The 19,336-nt window shown below is 60.8% G+C and carries 13 protein-coding genes; 3 read left to right on the top strand and 10 right to left on the bottom strand.

Annotated features, from left to right (window positions below; genetic code table 11):
- Positions 1 to 18: 18 nt before the first annotated feature.
- On the bottom strand, positions 19 to 666 hold the full coding sequence (locus ACI3L3_RS08995) for a protein-L-isoaspartate(D-aspartate) O-methyltransferase (RefSeq protein WP_404844776.1): 648 nt from the start codon (positions 664 to 666) through the stop codon (positions 19 to 21).
- A 190-nt stretch (positions 667 to 856) separates the two neighbouring features.
- On the opposite strand from ACI3L3_RS08995, the gene ACI3L3_RS08990 reads away from it, so the two are divergent.
- Positions 857 to 1,294, top strand: coding sequence for a CBS domain-containing protein (locus ACI3L3_RS08990; RefSeq protein WP_404844775.1), 438 nt, complete (start codon positions 857 to 859; stop codon positions 1,292 to 1,294).
- A 279-nt stretch (positions 1,295 to 1,573) separates the two neighbouring features.
- Here ACI3L3_RS08990 and ACI3L3_RS08985 read toward each other — a convergent pair whose 3' ends face one another.
- The 4 genes from ACI3L3_RS08985 to ACI3L3_RS08970 form a co-directional block, all read right to left on the bottom strand.
- A complete protein-coding gene (locus tag ACI3L3_RS08985; RefSeq protein ID WP_404844774.1) occupies positions 1,574 to 1,840 on the bottom strand; it encodes a HypC/HybG/HupF family hydrogenase formation chaperone in 267 nt (88 codons plus the stop codon).
- Between the two features lie 20 nt (positions 1,841 to 1,860).
- Positions 1,861 to 2,364: a HyaD/HybD family hydrogenase maturation endopeptidase gene (locus tag ACI3L3_RS08980; RefSeq protein ID WP_404844773.1), complete on the bottom strand. Its 504-nt coding sequence runs from the start codon at positions 2,362 to 2,364 to the stop codon at positions 1,861 to 1,863.
- A gap of 94 nt (positions 2,365 to 2,458) precedes the next feature.
- Positions 2,459 to 4,177 (bottom strand): nickel-dependent hydrogenase large subunit, encoded by a 1,719-nt coding sequence (locus ACI3L3_RS08975; protein WP_404844772.1) that lies wholly within the window; start codon positions 4,175 to 4,177, stop codon positions 2,459 to 2,461.
- Positions 4,178 to 4,239: 62 nt separating this feature from the next.
- Positions 4,240 to 5,193 (bottom strand): hydrogenase small subunit, encoded by a 954-nt coding sequence (locus ACI3L3_RS08970; protein ID WP_404844771.1) that lies wholly within the window; start codon positions 5,191 to 5,193, stop codon positions 4,240 to 4,242.
- A gap of 598 nt (positions 5,194 to 5,791) precedes the next feature.
- On the opposite strand from ACI3L3_RS08970, the gene ACI3L3_RS08965 reads away from it, so the two are divergent.
- Positions 5,792 to 7,093 (top strand): M23 family metallopeptidase, encoded by a 1,302-nt coding sequence (locus ACI3L3_RS08965; protein ID WP_404844770.1) that lies wholly within the window; start codon positions 5,792 to 5,794, stop codon positions 7,091 to 7,093.
- Between the two features lie 480 nt (positions 7,094 to 7,573).
- Here the strand turns inward: ACI3L3_RS08965 and ung are convergent, their stop codons facing one another.
- From ung to ACI3L3_RS08945, 4 genes are all read right to left on the bottom strand, one after another.
- Positions 7,574 to 8,245: a uracil-DNA glycosylase gene (ung, locus tag ACI3L3_RS08960; protein WP_404844769.1), complete on the bottom strand. Its 672-nt coding sequence runs from the start codon at positions 8,243 to 8,245 to the stop codon at positions 7,574 to 7,576.
- A 140-nt stretch (positions 8,246 to 8,385) separates the two neighbouring features.
- The gene (locus ACI3L3_RS08955) at positions 8,386 to 11,982 is read right to left on the bottom strand and encodes a PEP/pyruvate-binding domain-containing protein (protein ID WP_404844768.1); all 3,597 of its coding nucleotides are present in this window, start codon (positions 11,980 to 11,982) and stop codon (positions 8,386 to 8,388) included.
- A gap of 220 nt (positions 11,983 to 12,202) precedes the next feature.
- The gene (locus tag ACI3L3_RS08950; RefSeq protein ID WP_404844767.1) at positions 12,203 to 15,907 is read right to left on the bottom strand and encodes a pyruvate carboxylase; all 3,705 of its coding nucleotides are present in this window, start codon (positions 15,905 to 15,907) and stop codon (positions 12,203 to 12,205) included.
- Positions 15,908 to 15,969: 62 nt separating this feature from the next.
- Complete coding sequence (locus tag ACI3L3_RS08945) at positions 15,970 to 16,938, bottom strand: biotin--[acetyl-CoA-carboxylase] ligase (protein ID WP_404844766.1); 969 nt, start codon at positions 16,936 to 16,938, stop codon at positions 15,970 to 15,972.
- Between ACI3L3_RS08945 and ACI3L3_RS08940 the strand changes: the two genes are divergently transcribed.
- Positions 16,937 to 18,202, top strand: a complete 1,266-nt coding sequence (locus ACI3L3_RS08940) for an HD domain-containing protein (RefSeq protein ID WP_404844765.1) — start codon at positions 16,937 to 16,939, stop codon at positions 18,200 to 18,202. The two genes, ACI3L3_RS08945 and ACI3L3_RS08940, sit on opposite strands and share 2 nt — an antisense overlap.
- 278 nt (positions 18,203 to 18,480) lie before the next feature.
- Here ACI3L3_RS08940 and ACI3L3_RS08935 read toward each other — a convergent pair whose 3' ends face one another.
- Positions 18,481 to 19,323, bottom strand: a complete 843-nt coding sequence (locus tag ACI3L3_RS08935) for an alpha/beta hydrolase (RefSeq protein WP_404844764.1) — start codon at positions 19,321 to 19,323, stop codon at positions 18,481 to 18,483.
- Positions 19,324 to 19,336 lie beyond the last annotated feature (13 nt).

Here is a 19,336-nt window from a genome sequence, read left to right as displayed (position 1 = left end):
AGGAAGAGGCATGGCGCGCTACCAGCCGTGCGAGCCAATAAGATCGACAAAGACCACGTTGCCCATATTCTCCTGCGTCACCTCGCCGTTTTCCTTTCGGGCCACGATAAGGCTCTGCTGGCGGCGCGATGCGCCAACCGGGATGATGAGCTTTCCGGGGTCGGACAACTGGTCCAAAAGCGGCTGGGGCAACTCCGGCCCGCCAGCCGTCACGATGATGCGGTCGAACGGGGCTTCCTCGGCCCAACCAAGGGTGCCGTCGTCCAGCTTGAGAGAGACGCCGAAATACCGAAGGCGCGTCATCTTGCTGCGCGCGGAGACGTGCAACTCACGGATGCGCTCCACGGTGAAGACCTCCGCCCCCATATGCGCCAGCACAGCGGCCTGATAGCCAGACCCCGTGCCAATTTCCAGCACGCGCATGCCGGGCTTCACGTCCAGCAGTTGGCTCATCAGCGCCACCATATACGGCTGCGAGATGGTCTGCTTGAACCCTATGGGTATGGGATGATCCTCATAGGCCTGCGCCTGCAGAGCCTCATCCACAAAGAGGTGACGCTTCACCGTGCGCATGGCGTCCAGCACCGCCGGGTCGGTAATGCCCCGCCCTTCGATCTGCTCACGCACCATGCGTTCCCTATTCCGTCGTAAATCAATTTGAACCATGCAGTTGTATCCTCAAAGAGTGCTGCCAAGGCGCCCGTTCAGACCATCCTGAAGCAGGGCGACTTCGGCGCGTGCCATGCTGACCAGATTTCTTCAATCAAGTCAATATACTCTGCCGCGCACGGCGCAAAGCACTTGACAGGAACAAGGGCGCAGGGGGACTATGATTCATGTAAAAAAAGGAGTCCCCATGCTGAAAGTCAAGGACCTGATGACACAGGACGTCTTTACCCTACGCGAGATGGACACCATCAAGACGGCCCGTTCCATGATGTCCCTCGCCCGCATCCGGCACATCCCCATCGTCTCGGACGATATGGAATTCAAGGGTCTGCTCACACACAGGGACATACTCTCCGCCACCTTATCGCAGTTTGCGGAGGTGGACAGGAAAACGCAAGACGAAATCGACGCGGGCATTCCCATCCGGGAAATCATGCGGACCGACGTCACCGCCGTCATCCCGGAAACGCCCCTGCAGGACGCCGCGGAGGTCCTCCTCCACCACAAATACGGCTGCCTGCCCGTGGTGGACGAGGATAAACTCGTGGGCATCATCACGGAAGCGGACTTCCTGCAGATGACCATCCGCCTCATGGAGGCGCTGGACCTCGAAGCCGAGGATTAGCGCCCACGGCAAACCACGGCGCGTTGCCATGTGCTTCCAGCACCGCTGGCTGACGCGGTTGCGGGAATACAAAAGCGCGCCCATGCGCAACGGCGTAGCGCAAGCAGAAGCCCGCGTTGGGACGCCTTGTACCACCCGTCCCCGCATGCACCGGGGTCCATATGGCCTCGTCACGCGCAACCGCCCCACCCCACTCACACAAGAAAACCCCCGCGTTGGAATGGCGCGGGGGCTTTTTTCTGGAATTTTCATGGAGCGGCGCGCTGGGGCGCAGCCGCGCTACAGGTCGAAGGCGGTATTTCCAAGGGGGCGGTCGCCAGCCAGTTCGCTCATCTCGTTGATGAGGTCGATGGTTTTACGCGCTTCCTCCTCTTCTACCTTGCTGATGGCAAAACCGGCGTGCACCAGCACGTACTCGCCAATGGCGGGCTTGTCCTGCATCAGCATAAGCGAACACTTCACAAAGGTCTGGCTGTCGCCAACCTGAACCATGGCCAGTTCTTCTTCAAGGAGTTCCGTCACCTTGCAGGGCGTTGCCAAGCACATATTCGCACCTCGTCCACTCGTTATGCGGGATTCTTCACGGCACACCGTCCACCGGCGGCCTCCACTTCCTTCACCGCCATCGCCATCATTTCAGGGATGCGCGACGTCAGCTCCTCGCTGATTTCGAGGGACGGCTCGGACTGGTAGTCCTTCGGTTCAATGCCGACGATAATCGCGGAGGGCTTGTGGCCGGTGATCAGCTCACAACAGCACAAGGTCTCCAGCAGGTCCATGTCGTGCACGGAGTTCTTAAAGGCCAGCGACAGCCGCAAATCCTCGCCATCCAGCCGGTACAGCGTACCCGGCTCGTGGCCGTTGATCACGGCATCAAGGATGATGACATGGTCCGCCTGCGAAATAAGGTCCGTCAGGATAAGACCACGCACTCCCCCGTCCACCAGCTGGACGTTGTCCGAGAACTCGTACTCTTCTTGGAGGCGCTCTACCACCCGTACGCCTATTCCTTCGTCGCGCAGCAGGATGTTGCCGCAACCCAGCACAAGAATCTTTGTCGTATCAGTCACTCGAACTCCTGAAGATCATGGAATAACAGAGACCCGGCCCGTGATTTCGGGCCGGGTCCATTGTTAAACGATTCAAACGTGATGTCTACCCTCTTTAGCAGACCTTGAACTTGTAGGTCTCGTTGCTTTCGGGATCGATCACATGCACGCCACAGGCGATGCAGGGGTCGTAGGAGTGGACGGTACGCAGGATTTCGACAGGACGCTTGGGATCGAACACCGGAGTGCCGATGAGCGCTTCCTCAACCGGGCTGAGGGTGCCGTCGTCGCTGCGCGGGCCAAGGTTCCAAGTGGACGGAACGACCAGCTGGAAGTTCTTGATCTTGCCGCCTTCAATTTCGACCCAGTGCGACAGGGTGCCGCGGGGTGCGTTGACGAGGCCAACGCCGAAGGCCTTGTCGGGCATCTCGAAGGGCGCCACGATGTCGGTCTTGCCCATGGAGATGTTCTTCTCAAGCTGCTCGATCCAGTTGACCATCTCGTCGCCGATGACCTTGGTCTCGATGCAACGGGCGGCGGTACGGCCGAGGGTGGAGAACAGAGCTTCGGGGCCAACGCCGAGGGTGCTGAGCACCTTGTTGACCACTTCCACAGTGGGCTTATGGCCGCGGCCGTAGGCAACCAGCACCTGCGCCAGCGGGCCAACTTCGGTGGCCTTGTCGTTGTAGCGGGGAGCCTTCATCCAGCTGTACTTGCCGGTGTCTTCGGAGGTCATGCGGTCCATGCCGGTGTATTCCGGCTCCGTGACGCCGTGCCACGGATGCTTGGGATCGCCGTCCTTGTACCAGCTGTACTTCACGCTTTCCTCGATCTTCTTGAGGTCGAAGTCGTGGATGTTGGCGATGTCGCGGTTGTAGATCACGCCGGAGGGCATGAAGCGGCTGTACATGTCGGCTTCGTCGGTGGGGAACTCGCCACAGCTCTGGAAGTGCGTGGTTCCGCCGATGCCGCCCCAATCGAGGTAGTACGGAGCAACGGCCAGAATGTCCGGCAGGTAGGTGTTGTTCACGAACTCGATGGTTTCCTGATACAGCGCCTTGAACTGCGCCAGATTTTCCTTCTTCAGAGCGTCGTAGCAGGTGATGCCGCCCTCGTAGAGGCTCTGGGTGTGCGGGTTCTTGCCGCCGATGATGGCCATCATACGTGCGGGCAGAATCTGAAGCTTCAGGGCCTGCAGGTAGTGATGGGTTGCCAGCAGGTTGAGTTCCGGCGGCAGCTTGTACGCGGCGTGAGGCTCCAGGAAGTACGCATTGGAGAAGATGCCCAGCTGGCCGGAGCCAACGAACTTCTTCAAGCGTGCCTGCGTCTCTTCCAGTTCCTTCACGGTGTGCTTGCGGTGGCCAAGGCCTGCGCCGTTGGCGAGGTCTGCCGCGCCCTTGGGGCTGGCGGACAGCGCGCTGACAACGTCGACCCAGTCGAGTGCATGGAGGTGATAGAAGTGGACAATGTGGTCATGCATAAACTGCGCACCAAGAAGCATGTTGCGCAGGATACGGCCAGACTCGGGGATGCGCTTGTCAACGCCGATGGCGTTGTCCACGCAACGGGTGGACGCCAAGGCATGCACGTGGGTGCACACGCCACAGGCGCGCTGAGTGAAGTGCTTGGCGTCGCGGGGGTCACGGCCCTGGAGGATCAGCTCCAGACCACGGAACAGCTGCGAGCTGGACCACGCGTTCTTGACGCGACCGTTTTCCACTTCCACTTCGATGCGGAGGTGGCCCTCGATTCTGTTAATGGGATCGATAACGACTTTACCGGTGTAATCCCCGACAGGAGTTACCGGGGCCGCTTTGGACTTACAACCAGCCATAACTTCCTCCTAAATGGTAGTTCAAGCGTCTTCTGTTAACCAGTGTGTTCTACAATTCCACGCTAGTACACGTCGTAGAACGGGCTCATCTCATCCCAGAAATCAGGCTCGGAGCAGCCGATGCAGGGATGGCCGGCCTGGATGGGGAAGCTGACCTGGTTGAACAGAACCTTCGGGCAGTTGTTGAACGTGTTGGGGCCTTTGCAACCCAGCTCGTACAAGCAGTAGCCCTTTCTGGCTTCTTCGGAATCGAAGGAGGGGGCGAAAAGTCCTTCCTCAAAGTATTTGAGGCGGGGGCAGTTTTCGTGAACAGTTGCGCCGTAGAAGAGGTAGGGACGGCCGTATTCGTCGAGCTCGGGCATACCCTTGGTGATGTAGTGCACCACGGTACCGATGAAGCTCATGGGGTTGGGCGGGCAACCGGGGACGTTGATCATCGGGGCGCCGCCGAGGGCTTCGCTGCAGCCCTTTGCACCGGTGGGGTTCGGGGCAGCCTTCTGCACGCCGCCGTATGCGGCACAGGTGCCGATGGCGATGGTTGCCAGTGCCTTGGGGTAAATCTCCTGCAGGGTGGAGTACATGGTCTTGCCGCCGACCTTGCCGTAGATGCCGCCGTCCTTGGTGGGCACGCCGCCCTCGAGGACCAGAACGAACTTGCCTTCTTTCTCGTGGACGGTCTTGTGCAGAACTTCTTCGATGGCTTCACCGGCGCACTGCATGAGGGTCTCATGATAATCGAGGGAGATGACATCAAACAGAACCGTCGCGATATCCGGCTCGGTGCTACGCAGGACGGACTCGGAGCAGCCCGTACATTCGGCGAAATGCAGCCAGATAACCGTCGGCCGCTCTTTAGCGGTGAGGGCTTCCGCCACGCGGGCGGGAGTGAAGGACGCATCCGCAGCCATAGCGGCGGATACAGCGGCACAGAACTTCATGAACTCACGGCGTGAAATCCCTTTTGCTTTCAGGGCTTCCATGACGTCATGCTTACCGCTACCAATTGAACATTTCATAAGACACCTCCATAGTTACCAAACAGCGGCGGACCAATCCGCCAAAGAAAAACTGGCGTTCCATCCTACCGTTCAAGTGTTTATGGAATCAGCACTGCACGAATGGTATTTCTTGTTGAATGAGCACAAATACAGTACCCAGTCAATGGAATCGGCGACTTTTTTTCAGTAAAACGCCATATATTCGCGCATTTTGCATGATGGTTGAAATGGTATGTCAATCAGTATCACAACTCAGTAAATCGTATTCACTTCTTAAACGGCATTCACTGAATGCCGTATAAGCCTCTGATTTGAGTGAGTAAACAATTTTTCCATACAAGAGAACTATGGAATAATCCACCCCCTATCGAAATTTTTCCCATCAGTCGTACTGCGTTGCCACCCAAAGCGCGCATCATCGTATTTGCCTTTTTCCGCGTCGCACAGCAGTTTCGTCGAATATCCGACACCATGCTCTACCCGCGTGCGACAAAATGTTGCCGAGGGTTGGCATAAGCCCCTGAAAACGGTATCCATCAAAGCCGAACCCAACGGCAAACCGTCCTCGCAGAGGACTCGTTCAACCTGAAATCCGTCATTACAGAGCAATAGTAGAATGAAAAAACTCGTAACAGTCTCAATCCTCGTGTTTCTCCTTGCAGCGGTAGCCGTGGGCGGCATCCTCTACCTCAAGGACAGACGCGCCCCCGAGCTGACCCTCACCCCCGGTGAAGGCTACCTCGGTGCGGAATCCTCGTTCTCCCTCACCGCCGTGGACCCCACTACCGGTATCAAGAACCTGTCCGTCATCGCCACGCAGAAAGGCCGCAGCGTTGCCCTGCTCAAGCAGGACACCTTCGCCAATCCGCTGGAAGCAACAGTGGAATTCGATCTCTCGCAGACCAAATTCCGCAACGGACCGGTCAGCATTACGGTTTCCGCCACGGACCGTTCTATCTACAATATGGGACAAGGCAACACCGCCAATAAGACGTGGGAGTTTGAACTGGATACCAAAAAGCCCCGCGTTGTCGTCCTTTCCGGGCAGCACAACCTGAACCGGGGCGGCTCCGGCTGCGTTGCCTATACCGTGAACGAGGATGTCTCCAAGTCCGGCGTACAGATCGGCGACGAGTTCTTCCGTGGGTACAAGCAGGCAAACGGCAATTACCTCTGCCTGTTCGCCTTCCCGCAGGACATGACCGTGGAGCAGTTCTCCCCGGTGCTCATCGCCACGGACAAGGCAGGAAACACCCGGAAGGATTCCTTCTACTACCACGTCAACGACCGGAAGTTCCGACACGACGTCATCAACCTGCCCGACCGCTTCCTCAACGCCAAGATGCCCCAGTTCGAGGACGAGTTCCCCGACGCGCCCACGCAACTGGAACGCTACCTGATGGTCAACCGCGAACTGCGCGTGAAAAACCGCGCGGCAATGCACAAGCTCGGCAGCGAAAGTACCGCCACCCCCATGTGGGAAGGACGCTTCTCCCGCCTGCCTAACGCCGCTAACCGCGCCGGATTCGGCGACCGCCGTACCTACAAGTACGCCGGAAAGGACGTGGACCACCAGACGCACCTCGGCATCGACCTCGCCTCCGTCCGCCACGCACCCATCCCCGCCGCCAACAACGGTAAGGTTGTGCACACCGGCTTCTTCGGCATCTACGGCGAGAGCGTTGTCATCGACCACGGCCTTGGACTCATGAGCCTCTATTCGCACATGAGCAGCATCGACGTCAGCGTCGGCGACATGGTCAAAAAGAACCAGATCATCGGCCGCACAGGCGCAACCGGCCTCGCCGGTGGCGACCACCTCCACTTCGGCGTCTTCGTCGGCGGCGTGCCCGTCAACCCCATCGAATGGTGGGATGGACGGTGGATTGACAACAACATCACCTCGCGCATGAACTAACCGCCACCCTCACCCTTCCAAACGCATCAAGGGCGCTCCCGATACATCAGGAGCGCCCTTTTTTCATGGTGCTTTTGGCCCACCGAGGCGGGAAATGCCACCCATTTTTCCCTCCGGGGGCATAAGGACTACCATCCTTATGAATCCTGCGTGCGCACAGGCCGGATGCGCGTGGACTGGCCTGTCGTCACCCCTGACGACTCCCGCACCCGCCGGCATGGCAAGCCCACCGGGGCGGCGACGCCCACCCTTTTTTCCCTCCGGGGGCATAAGGACTACCGTCCTTATGTATCCTGCGTGCGCACAGACCGGGTGCGCGGAGACTGGCCTGTCGTCACCCCTGACGACTCCCGCCGCCCAACGTCTATTTTATGGGCGGCTTCCGCCCATAAAATCCTGGGGATTGTTAAGGGAATCATTCCCTTAACCCGCCGGAGGCATTGACTTTCTCCCTCTTTCCCTACCCCATCCCCTTTCCATCTACCACTTGATAGGTTCTCCCCCATGGCGCACAAGGTCGTCATTCGCAAGGGCGAAGTGGTTGCAGCCAAAGAAGCCGCGATAGGCGGAGAGTGGCGAGGGGTGGGCGGCTTCGAGGACGAGGTGCTTGGTGGTGTCAATAAGGGCGGCTTTACTGCGGGCGAAGCTGCCCCACAGGAGAAAGACGACGTGCTGATGCTGATCCGAAATGGCCGAAACAATGGCGTCGGAGATGCGCTCCCAGCCGAGTCGGCGATGGGAGCCGGCCTTGCCTGCCTCAACGGTGAATATGGCATTCAGGAGCAAAACGCCCTGCTGCGCCCAGCGGGTGAGGTCGGTGGAGCATTGGCGCTCTTCGCCGTTGTACACGGTGGCCTGAATCTCCTTGAACATGTTGCGCAGGGATGGCGGCACGCGAACGCCTTCGGGGACGGAGAAGGAAAGCCCATGGGCCTGACCGGGGCCGTGATAGGGGTCCTGCCCCAGAATGACGACCTTGACGGCGTCAAATGGCGTCTGCGCAAGGGCGTTGAATTCGAGGCCTTCGGGCGGGTAGATGGTGGCGGACTGGCGCATGCTGTGAACGGTGTTCAAGAGCGCGGTGTGTGCCCCTTCGGCGAGAAGCGGCACGGCCAGTTCCCAGCCTGCGAGGGACGCTTGTGGAGTGGGCATATGGCGGATTCCCCTGTGGGTTGTCATTGCGAAGTGCGGGACGCGTGGCGCGCGGCCCTTGCGGTGTAAAAAAGCCCCCCGGGCCGATGGTCCGGGGGGCTTTGCATGCGGATGCCGTGCGGTCTCCGGTGTGCGGAGAACTAGGCCAGTCCGAGAGCCTTACGCTGCTTTTCCAGCGCCTTGATCTGCTCGTCGAAGTTGGCGAAACCGGCCTGATGCAGGGCGTCGAGGACGGTGCTCTCCCAGTCCCAGCTGGCGTAAATAACCGGCTTGTGGAAGGTGGCACGGAAGCGCTGCATCTCCTGACGGTAGAACTCTTCCTTCTCGGCGTCGAGGTTTTCGCGGAGCTGCTCGGCAAAGCGGGCAAGCTCGCCCTCGTACCATTCGAGGAAGTCGGCAGGCGTCTTGTACTTCTTGAGGATGTGACCGTAGTTCTCCTCCTCAAGGAGCTTGATGAGACGGTTGAGGTGCTGCTGTCCGAGCCACTTGCCAAGGTTGGCGAGCGGGATGTTCAGCGCCTCAACAGCGGCCATCTCTTCCTTGGTCTGGTGGTAGGTATCCGGCACAACGGAGGCGGAGGTGATGCCGGCAATGGCAACCAGTCCGCGCAGAATCACGCTGTTGGAGACACCCTGACCGCAGAAGCCAACCTTCTTGGCGTACTTCTGACCAGTGAAGATGGTCACGAGGATGGCCCAGATAACGGCCGGGTCCTCTTCGTCGTAGATGTGCTGAAGTCTGGCGTTGTCTCGGTCCGTGGCGAGCACCATCTGCGTCATGTCATTGGAGCCGATGGAGAAGCCGTCGAACTCTTCAATGAACTGCTTGGCAAGAATGGCGTTGGCCGGGATTTCGGACATGAGGATGATCTTGAGACCGTCCTCGCCGGACTTCACCTTGTGCACCTGCTCAAGGTAGCGCTTCATGCTGCGCGCTTCTTCCAGCGTACGCACGAAGGGCAACATGATCTGGAGATTCTTACCGCCAAACACGCCACGGGCGAGCTTGAAGGCTTCGATTTCCCAGTCATGGATATTGCGGGAGACACCGCGGTAGCCGATCATCGGGTTGTCTTCGTAGCTTTCGAAGAGGTTGCCGCCGATGAGGTTGCGGTACTCGTTGGATTTGTAGTCGGTGGTACGGTAGACGATGTCCTTGCCATAGAAGGCCATGGCGAAGAGCGCGAGGCTCTGGGACAGGGTCTGCACGTAGTGCTCCTTGCCGTTGCGGTAGCCGCGGGACTTGATAAGCTCGCGGATGCGCTCGGGCAGGGTGCGGACTTCCTCAATTTCCTTGGCCAGACCGGTCTGGCGGGCGACTTCGCGGCGCATCTCGCCGATGCGCTGCAGGACGTCCTGGATGTAGGGGTTGTCCTTCACGAGCTGCATGTGCTCGTTGATCTTGGCCTGCAGCTCCTGACGGCTCTTGACGCTGTGCGTGTCGGAACCGGAGAACTGCTCAAGGGCGTCGGCCCAGCCCATAACCACGGCGACGTGGGCCTCAAGGTCTTCGGAGGTCTTGAGCACGTCGAGGCGATGGGTGGCCTGCTCCAGATGGAAGTCGAGCTGCTTGTCCAGTTCGCGCATGTGGCGATGGATGGCGAGGACTTCCTCGGTGCCGCCGGGGGTGCTTTCGCGTTCGGTCAAGGCCTGAATCTGCGGAGCGAGGTCGGTAATTTCGCCGACGTAGTCGCGCAGCTTAAGGTCGAGGGTCCGCACGCCGGAAGCGAGCTGCTCGCGCACAACCTTGGTCAGCTGGGCGTCAAGGTCGCGGAGCTTCTTGTCAACGAGGGTATCCAGCAGGCCGGAGTCGTAGGCTTCCAGCGCCATCGGGTGGATGGAGATGTTGCCCAGCATGAACTCGGCGCGCAGCAGGCCAACTTCGAAGTCCGGCACATTGCGCAGACGGGACAGGAACAGCGCCTGGCCCACGTCAGCGAGAATGAGGCCGACCCTGGTCTTGGTCTGCGGCAGCTTCGCGGTATCAATCTCACCGCCAACCTCAATGAGGGGCAGCTTGCCGCGGTACACCTTGGCGCGGGAGCCGTCGACCGTCACTTCCTGACCGTCGAGGTTACGCAGCACTTCGGCGCGCTGGATGCCAATGATGGCGGGGATGCCCAGCTCGCGGGAGGTGATGGCCGCGTGGGAGGTGTCGCCGCCCACATCGGCAAGAATGGCGGAGGCGATACGCATGCCCGGAACCATGTCCGGATCGGTGCGCTCTGCAGCCAGCACGTCACCCTTGTTGACCTTGTTCAGCTCAAGAGCGGAACGCAGGAAGCGGACAACGCCCTGCCCAGCACCGCGGGATGCGCCGTTGCCTTCAATGATGACCTCGGCGCGGGTAAGCGCCTTGGGGTCCACTTCGAGGCGACGCATGAAAATGGTGTGCGGGTGCTGCTCGAATTCTTCGTTCCAGCGGGTCTCGGGGCGTGCCTGCACGAACCAGAGACGGTCGGAGGAATCGATGCAGAATTCGGTATCCATGATCATTCCGCCGTAGGCCTTGCTGATGCCACGGACGCCGCGGGCGACTTCCTCGGCCTGAGCAAGCGACAGGGACCACTGGTAAGCGTTGAAATCATCAACGCGCTCAATCTTGGTACCGCCCTCGGGATCGTAGATAATCTTCTTATCCTTAAAGCCCATGGAGCGGATAACGACTTCGGCGTTGTCATCACGCTTGAAGACGTAGAACTTGTCCGGGGTGACCATACCGCCGACAACGGCTTCGCCGAGGCCATAGCTGGCATCAACGGAGACGAGGTCCTTGCGGTCGGTGCCGCGGCAACCGGTGGCGGTATCCGCGGAGAAGGCGGTACCGGAGATGACCGGGTTGATCATGCGCATGATGCACACGGACAGGGAGGTATTCTCGATGGCCCACTCTTCCTTCGCCGTGGTGGCGATGGAGTCGTCGCCGGTGGCCTCTGCCTCGGCAATGGCGTCGAGGATGGCTTCGCGGCGATAGGTCATGCTGCGCAGGTTGTAGGCAGAGGCGCAGTCCCAGTGGTAGGCTTCCACACACTGGTTTTCGCCAACGATGTTCAGGTAGGTATCCTGAAGACCGGCGAACGCCTTTTTACGGCTGTCCTCGCCTGCTGCGGAGGAGCGGACGGCCACAGGCACGTCCTCAAGACCGGCTTCCTTGCAGATGCCGGTGTAGGCGGAGCGAACTTCGCGCTCCACGTCTGCGGGCAGCACCACGGAAAGGATGGCGGTCTGCACCAAGACGGAACGCTTGCGGAGCTGGTCGATGCCCTCGGGAGAGGTTGCAAAGCCGTCCACAACGTTATTCACGAAGGAGCGCAGGCGGACCTTGGTGCCTTCGGAGTCGGAATCGCGGACCTTACGGGCCACGTTCCGCACAAACTTCTGAAGATAATCCGAATCCTTATTGACTTCTTCATCGCCCCAGTCGATGCGCTTGTACTCTTCCTCAACGGAAGAGCGAACCAGAGCGGCATCGACTTTGGTTTCGTCGAGGAGCTTATGGAAAGCGATGGAGGAGATAGCCCGGAACTGGGGGGCCCTGATGCCTTCAACCTGGCTGATGATGGCCGTATTGTAGTTCTTGCCACCGACGAGGATCTCTGCCTCTTCGCCAATTGCGACGATATCCGCGCCATTCAGCACGATCTTTTCTTTAAGAGCGTCCACTTTTGATGTCTGCTTTTTCGTGGGTTTGGCGGTCTTTTTCTCAGCGTCAGCTACCTTCTGCTGTCCTTTGGCCATTCTCTCCTCCTATGAGAGCGGATCGGGAATAATGATCTGTATTTGCATGCGCAAAAGCTTGCGCCGCTCAGGCTTTAGATAATGAACGCGGCGTAGGTCAAGCACAATCTGCTAAGTGAATAATATAACCTGATTGTACATACCCCTACACCCCTCGCCTCGTCAACACGATTGCTCCGCAAAAAAACCGGGCAGGATGGACTCCTGCCCGGGTGCTTCGCTACTGGAGCTTCTGCCCGCATCCGGGGCAGAACACGTAGTCATCCGCAGGGATATGCTGCCTGCATGTTGGGCAGGTTTTAGGAATGGGCCCAAGCTCGACGAGCAGCTCCCCTTCCTTGACGGGAATCATTTTTCTGTCTTCCTGATAATCCGCCGCCCTGAGCACGCGCTTAACGATGCCCGCAGCCGGCGACAGCACAGCTTTTTCCTGTTTCATGATGGAGATATTGAACAGCTCCTCGCCCTTTTCCACGATATCTCCGGGCTTGACGTACATCACCCAAAGGTCGCCATTGGACGGGGACCCGACCTGCATGGAGTTTTTGGGGTCGGCAATTTCCATCCCCTCGGCTGCGGCGGCCTGTGCCTCGGCAACCTTCACTTCCATGCTCAGGAATTCCGAATCCAGCGAATAGCGCACAATGCACATGCCCTGCTCGTCCGGCTCGGACATATGCAGGATGGTCATGGAGTGCGGCTTGCCGTTGGAGTCCTCAAAGAACATCTCGCGTCCCACTTCCAGCCCCTCGAACCAAACATCCAGCGGCAGGCAATTGCAGTCGCCGAACTTTTCGCTGAATTCGATGGTCTTAAGGGCGTCGCCGGGATGATTCAGATACATCACCAGCTCCTCTTCCGTGGGTGTGCGGCGCAGGCGCTCGGACAAGGAAGCCTGCTCGGCGTCGATGTCCACGTCCGGCAGCGTTTCGAGAGGAGACGCCTCGGTGCGGCGGTCCAGTGCGCACTGGTATTCCGGCCCGAAAGCGCTCTCGTACACCCAGTCCGCCGGGAAGCCCAGCGGCAGGCGGCCAAACTCGCCAAGGAGCAGGCTGCGGAACGCGTCGTTGGCGTCGCAATACAACGCCAGACGCGCCTTTTTCATATTCTCGGGCAGCTCGTTTTCGGGCGTCTTGACCACAAAGTCCAGAACGTCCAGCAGTTCCTGCACCTCGCGCTCGCCGCCGCGCTTGTACGCGCCAGTCACAGCGAGGAAGGCCGTATTCCAGGTAATCTGCGAGCCGGGGGTCACGTCGTGATAGCGTACAATCTTGCGCGTTCCGGCAAGGAACTTGAGCATGTACGGCAGCAGACGGATGTGCCCCTGCTTAAGTGCGCCCTCCTGCGAGGACGACGTGGCGCCACCGGGCATGCCGTGGTCCACAACATCGTAGTCGATGCCCTGGAAGTACGGCGCGGTGTAGCGGTCGTAGTACGGCATAATCTGCTTCAGCACAAAGTTGCAGGAGCGGATCATGTCCTTGTTCAGATTCGTCTTGAGGCCGAGTTCCTGCTCAAGGTAGGCGGCGGTGGACAGCACCTCGCCCTGCCCGTACCAGCGCACGGACGCGCCGATGGCGGTATCCACAATGTGCGCTCCGGCCTGCGCGGCCGCGCCAACGGCAGGCACAAAGAGGCCGTCCGTAAAGTGACGATGGTAGTGCAGAACCAGTTCGGGGTACTGCTTGCGGATAGCGCCGACCAGCTCGCGCATAAAGTGCGGCGGGCACACGCCGGCCATGTCCTTCAGTCCAAGGATGATCATCTTCTCGGCCTGCTTCAGGCTCACGCCCGCAACATCGCGCACAAGGCCCAGAATCTCCTCAACCACGCCCAGGTAGTGCTGGACGGTGAAGCCCTGCGCCCACGACATGGAGATGGCCGGTTCAAAGACATTCGCCTTGGACGCCAGCGCCACCTCGGCAAAGGGCCGCATGTTCTCCACGTGGTTCAGGAAGTCAAAGCAGCGGATGATGTCGTAATGCTCGTTGATCATCTCGCCCGTGCGGCGCATGAGGTTGCGCGGCTGGGGCTTGTAGCCCAGCACGTTGGTGGAGCGGATGAGAATCTGCTTCAACGTCTTGGGGGCGAACTGATTCCAGCGCGCGGCCTCGGTGAACGGGTAGGTCATATTGGCCAGCATTGCCACGTGGAAATGCGCGCCGCCGCCGTTCTCCAGCGAGAAGAACCCGCAGTTGTCGAGGTACGGGCCAATGAGCTTATCCTCGGCCAGACGGAACCTGTTGCCGCTGTTGGACTGCGTGATGTCGCGCGCGGTGGTGTCCATAAAGTGGACATGGTCCGTGTCGCGCAGGTAGTCCAGCAGCGCCTTGCGGTCACCCTGCGGATAGGGCGACTCAAAGCGCTTGGGGTCAAGCTCCGGCAGCACCGGCTCAAAGCGCGCCATGCGCTTGTCCGTACGTCCACGGTACTCGCCCAGCTGCACATAGGGGTTGTAGCCCTTGGCGGATATCTCAGCCACAAGGCGCGTCAGGCGGTGGGCCTCCGGCTCCTCGTAGCGGTAATGCATAAGTTCCGGCGTCTTGGCGATGAAGTTGGTATCGTACTCGCCATCGCGGAACTGGCGGTTGCGGATGATCTGCCTGTGGAAGGGCAAGGTCGTCTTGACGCCGCCGACAAAATATTCACGAAGCGCACGCTCCATGACGCGCAGGGTCTTTTTCCACGTCTTGCCGTAGGCGACCAGCAGGCTGGCTGCGGAGTCGTACTGGGACGGGAATTCGTACCCGGCGCACACGCAGGAGTCGATACGCACGCCCGGACCACCGGGAGAGACGTAGCGCGTGATGAGGCCGGAGTTGGGCGCAAAGCCGTTCTGCGGGTCCTCGCAGTTCACGCGGACCTGCATGGCGTGGTTCAGCGGCTTGGTGTCCTCGTCATTGAAGCGCAGCTTCGCGCCAAAGGCGATGGCGATCTGCTCTTCCACAAGGTCCACGCCGTAGCGGCATTCGGTAATGCCATGCTCCACCTGCAGGCGGGTGTTCACCTCGATGAGGTAGGCACGCCCGTCCTGATCCACCAGGAACTCCACCGTTGCCAGCGAGTGGTAGCCAACGGCCTTCACAAGCTGACGGGAGTAGTCCTTGAGCTGCTCGCGCAGTTCTTCGGTCATCTTCGGCCACGGGGACGGCGTAATTTCCACCAGCTTCTGGTGGTTGCGCTGCACGGTACAGTCGCGCTCGTCAAAGGCGAAGACGTTGCCGTACTTGTCCGCGATGACCTGAATCTCGATATGGCGGATGCTGGTCAGCAGGCGCTCCACGTACAGACGCGGATTGCCAAAGGAGGCCTGCGCCATGGTGGACGCCTTGGCGAAGGCATCTTCAAGCTGTTCCTGCTTGTAGACTTCATAGATGCCACGGCCACCGCCGCCGCCCTCTGCCTTCAGCATAATGGGATAGCCAATTTCCTCGGCAACCTTGCGGGCCTCGGGGATGCTGACGGCGGAATCGGACCCCGGCACCACGGGCACGCCGAGTTTGCGGGCGAGTTCACGCACCTGCACCTTGTTGCCAAGGATGCGCATGGGTTCGGCCTCGGGACCGAGGAATTCAATCCCGGCCTGACGGCACTTTTCGGGGAAGGAATCATCCTCCGCGGCAAAGCCCCAGCCGGGATGGATGGCAATGACACCCTGAGCTTTCGCTTTTCGGATAATGGTGTCGATATCAAGATAGGCGCGGGGATTATCACCCAGCAGTAACAGCTCCTGAACGCCGTTTGACGCCGGCGAGGTCTTGTCCTGCTTCGTGGCGGTCATCACGGGGATGGCACCCCACATTTCGCGGATGGAGCGAGCGATGCGCCGCGCGGGGATACCCCGGTTGGCAACGAGGATACGCTTCTCCCTGACATGTTCCAGGACCTCGGAGAAGGAGGTCGCGCGCGAGTTGTTCCCTGACAAGGCTATTCTCCCAATGCGTAACGTTTCTCCCGCAGGACGCGGGGCCGGAGGAGAGCCCGGCGTTATGCCGGAGAGAGGCTTCCGGCGTAAAGAATCTCTTGGCGCCCATCACGCCTGACGACAAGCCCACCGTCAGGAGCAAGGCCGACAACGGTGACCCGAAATTCCTTTTCGGTTCCATGAATCAGAACGTCATGACCCACCCAGGCCATGCGCCCGACTATGCGTTGAAGAAATATTCGAGACGTGTCACCGCAGAGCGCAGACTTGTACCAATATTTACAGCGATCCACAAGTGCGGCCCACAGGGCTAAAGGCGTAACATCCCCGGACCACTCGGCAAGTGCGGCGGCGTGCGGGGACCATGATTCGCGCAGTGTGCCTGCGGGCGGTGCGGCCACTATGTTGACGCCTATTCCGGCGATGACGCATCCGGCGCGCTCTTCTATAAGAATACCGCCGACTTTGCGCCCTTCCACCAGCAGGTCGTTGGGCCACTTGATAAGGGCATGGATGCCAAAGGCGTCCAGCGCCTCGGCGCACAAAAAGCCAATGAGCAGCGGCAAAACCGCGTCCCATTCCTTGTCCAGCCGGGGAATGCGCAGGGCGCAATACATGTTCCCGGCAGGCGACGACCAATCGCGCCGAAGCTGTCCCCGCCCCGCCCACTGCGACTGCGCAAGCACGCCGTCCCAGTCGCCAAGGCGCTCCAGAATGGCAGGATCACGCGCCACATCCAGCGTGGACGAACACGATCCGCACAGCAGTGTTGTCTGCTGCCGGGACCATGACGCAGCGGAGAAAGCCCCTTCTCCGGCATCACGCCACGGCCCGTGCGCGGCAACGTCACGCTCCCACACCGGGTGCGAGGACGCAAGTGTTTGTGGGGTCAGGGGGTCGGCCAAGCCGTCCAGTCCCCGCCCCAAAAGAAAGAGGCCCTTGTTCGTGTTCATGCCGCAGCAGTACTGCGCCGCGTCGCCATGGTCAATCCCACTGGCCCCGATTTCCAAGAAATGATACGCCGAAGGCATGAAAATATGCCTCGTAGGTGGCGCCGTCCGCGACATGCTCACGGGCCGCAGCGCCACAGATCTTGATTTTTTGGTGCTGGACGCCACTGCGGAGGAATTCCAGCAGCGCTTTCCCAGCGCGCGGCAGGTGGGCAAGGCCTTCCCTGTCTTTATCATGGACGGGCACGAATACGCCTTTCCCCGCTCGCCATGCGCCCCATGCTGCGGCAGTGGTCCCGGCGCGCTGGCGCAGGCCCAGCTTGTGGCGGACCTCGACGCGCGCGACTTCACCATCAACGCCCTCGCCCTGCCCCTGCCGGACTATCCGCGCATCCCCACTCCGGGCACAGCGCTGTCCATGGTCATTGGCCACCCCCGCGCCGCGCGCGACCTGCGCGAGCACACCATCCGGCCCGCCTCGGCGCGCGCCATTCAGGATGACCCGCTCCGCGTCTTCCGCGCCGCGCGCTTTGCGGCTCAACTGCCCCACTTCACTCTGCACGAGGAAACCCTCGCCGCCATGCGCGAGGCCGCGGCCTCGCCGGATTTTGCGGCCCTTGCCGCCCCGCGCATCGCGCAGGAAGTGCGCAAGGCGCTGCGCTCCCCGGCTCCGGGCAACTTTCTACGCGCCCTGCACAGCGGCGGCGCGCTTGGCGTGTGGTTTCAGGAATTCCTCTCCGCGCCGGGCATCCCGGCAGGGCCTTTGCCGTGGCATGACGAGGACGTCCTTGAGCATACGGCGCAGGCGCTGGACCGGCTGGCTGGCGACGAGGACTTCCCGCCCGCACCTGCGGACCGGGAGGTGGCGGCATGGATGACGCTGTGCCATGACCTCGGCAAAACAATGACGCCCGCAGACAAACACCCCAGCCACCACGGGCACGACGACCTTGGCGAATCCCCGGCCCTGCGCCTTGGTGAACGCCTTGCCCTGCCTACGCGCTTCATCCACGCTGGCGGCCTGAGCGCGCGCCTGCACATGACGGCGGGCCGCTACGCGGAGCTTCGTCCCGGCACCCGCGTGGACCTGCTCACCGCTGCCCATGCCAAGCAGCTCACATCCGAACTCTTTGCCGTGGTCAAAGCCGACAAACACCACGACCACGGCCCCACCGCGCGGCGCGACCTCAAGACCATCCTTGCCGTGCACCTTGACGACAAAGACCAAGACAACGGCCCCGCCTCCGGCGATAAACTCCGCATGCTCCGCTCCGAAGCCCTCGCCCGCGTGCTGCGGCAGAGTGGTGGGAAGAAGCCCGCCAGCGCGCCGCCCAAGGACAACTAAACGCCAACGCGCCGCCCGGACTCATCCGCGCGGCGCGTTGTGCTCGCCCCCGGCAACGCGGGGGAGACGACACTGGTCAACCATCCATCTCCTCATGGATTCGAAGCGTCCTCCTTAGTGGCAAAGCCTCCGCGAGGCACCGCCCGCGCCCGCACCTTCCGCCAGCAGCGCAGGCCTCCGGCCACGGCAACCTCGTCTGTCTGCCCCTCCGCCTCTCCCGCCGACTCGCCGCAATGAGGACAACGGCGGGCGCCTGCGCGGCCCCTCAATGCGCCCCTTCACCGAGCAAGGCGCTCTCCCCCTTCAAAGCCTCCTCGCGTCCGCGCCTCATCGCGCAAAAACGCCTCTACACCGTCCGTGTACTTGCGCAGCGAACGGAGAAATCCGTCGTTGTGCGGACCTTCTATTTCCACAAACCGCCTTGGCGGGCGGGCGGCGTCGTACAGGCGGCGGCCAAGGTCGTAGGGGACAACCTCATCCTGTGGGCTGTGTATGACGAGCACAGGGCAGGAAATAGCGGCAAGGCGGCGCTCCGTGGCGTAGTGGATGCGCGCCAAAAGCCGCACCGGCAGCCAACGGTACACACGCACGCCAAGGTCCGGGATGGACGTAAAGGTTGATTCAAGGATAAGAGCGCGCGGCGCATGCTCCGCCGCCAGCCACGAAGCCACGCCCCCGCCAAGGGAGCGCCCCCAGACGATGACCTCCCGCGCCGGAATTTCACGCGCAATGGTCAAGTATTCCCACGCGGCCTGCACGTCCTTGTAGGTGCCCTCCTCCGTCGGCTCGCCTTCGCTCTCGCCATAGCCCCGGTAGTCGAACAACAAAACGGACAGCCCCATGGACGCCAGCACACGCACGGTGTCCAGCCTATGGGAAATGTTGCCCGCGTTGCCGTGGCAAAACAGCACCACGCCACGCGGCGACGCATGGGGGATGTACCACGCGAGCAACCGCACGCCATCGGATGTCGTCAGCCACACGCGCTCGAAACGCAGGCCCACATCGGCGGGCGTGCCCCGTACATCGGCGTCCGGAAAGTACACCAAACGCTCCTGCGTAACGTAAAGCCACCCCAAATACGCGCCCACGGCGATTATGACAGAAAGAGCCAACTGCATGACCGTTTTCATT

It is taken from the genome of Desulfobaculum sp. SPO524, assembly GCF_044987625.1.
GTDB lineage: Bacteria > Desulfobacterota > Desulfovibrionia > Desulfovibrionales > Desulfovibrionaceae > Desulfobaculum.
This window is presented reverse-complemented; position numbering and strand designations above follow the sequence as displayed.

Bases quoted from the DNA above. Each gene is read 5' to 3' on its own strand.
- ACI3L3_RS08995 (WP_404844776.1), bottom strand. From the start codon at position 666: ATGGTTCAAATTGATTTACGACGGAATAGGGAACGCATGGTGCGTGAG.
- ACI3L3_RS08990 (WP_404844775.1), top strand. From the start codon at position 857: ATGCTGAAAGTCAAGGACCTGATGACACAGGACGTCTTTACCCTACGC.
- ACI3L3_RS08985 (WP_404844774.1), bottom strand. From the start codon at position 1,840: ATGTGCTTGGCAACGCCCTGCAAGGTGACGGAACTCCTTGAAGAAGAA.
- ACI3L3_RS08975 (WP_404844772.1), bottom strand. From the start codon at position 4,177: ATGGCTGGTTGTAAGTCCAAAGCGGCCCCGGTAACTCCTGTCGGGGAT.
- ACI3L3_RS08970 (WP_404844771.1), bottom strand. From the start codon at position 5,193: ATGAAATGTTCAATTGGTAGCGGTAAGCATGACGTCATGGAAGCCCTG.
- ACI3L3_RS08965 (WP_404844770.1), top strand. From the start codon at position 5,792: ATGAAAAAACTCGTAACAGTCTCAATCCTCGTGTTTCTCCTTGCAGCG.
- ung (WP_404844769.1), bottom strand. From the start codon at position 8,245: ATGCCCACTCCACAAGCGTCCCTCGCAGGCTGGGAACTGGCCGTGCCG.
- ACI3L3_RS08955 (WP_404844768.1), bottom strand. From the start codon at position 11,982: ATGGCCAAAGGACAGCAGAAGGTAGCTGACGCTGAGAAAAAGACCGCC.
- ACI3L3_RS08940 (WP_404844765.1), top strand. From the start codon at position 16,937: ATGAAAATATGCCTCGTAGGTGGCGCCGTCCGCGACATGCTCACGGGC.
- ACI3L3_RS08945 (WP_404844766.1), bottom strand. From the start codon at position 16,938: ATGCCTTCGGCGTATCATTTCTTGGAAATCGGGGCCAGTGGGATTGAC.
- ACI3L3_RS08935 (WP_404844764.1), bottom strand. From the start codon at position 19,323: ATGCAGTTGGCTCTTTCTGTCATAATCGCCGTGGGCGCGTATTTGGGG.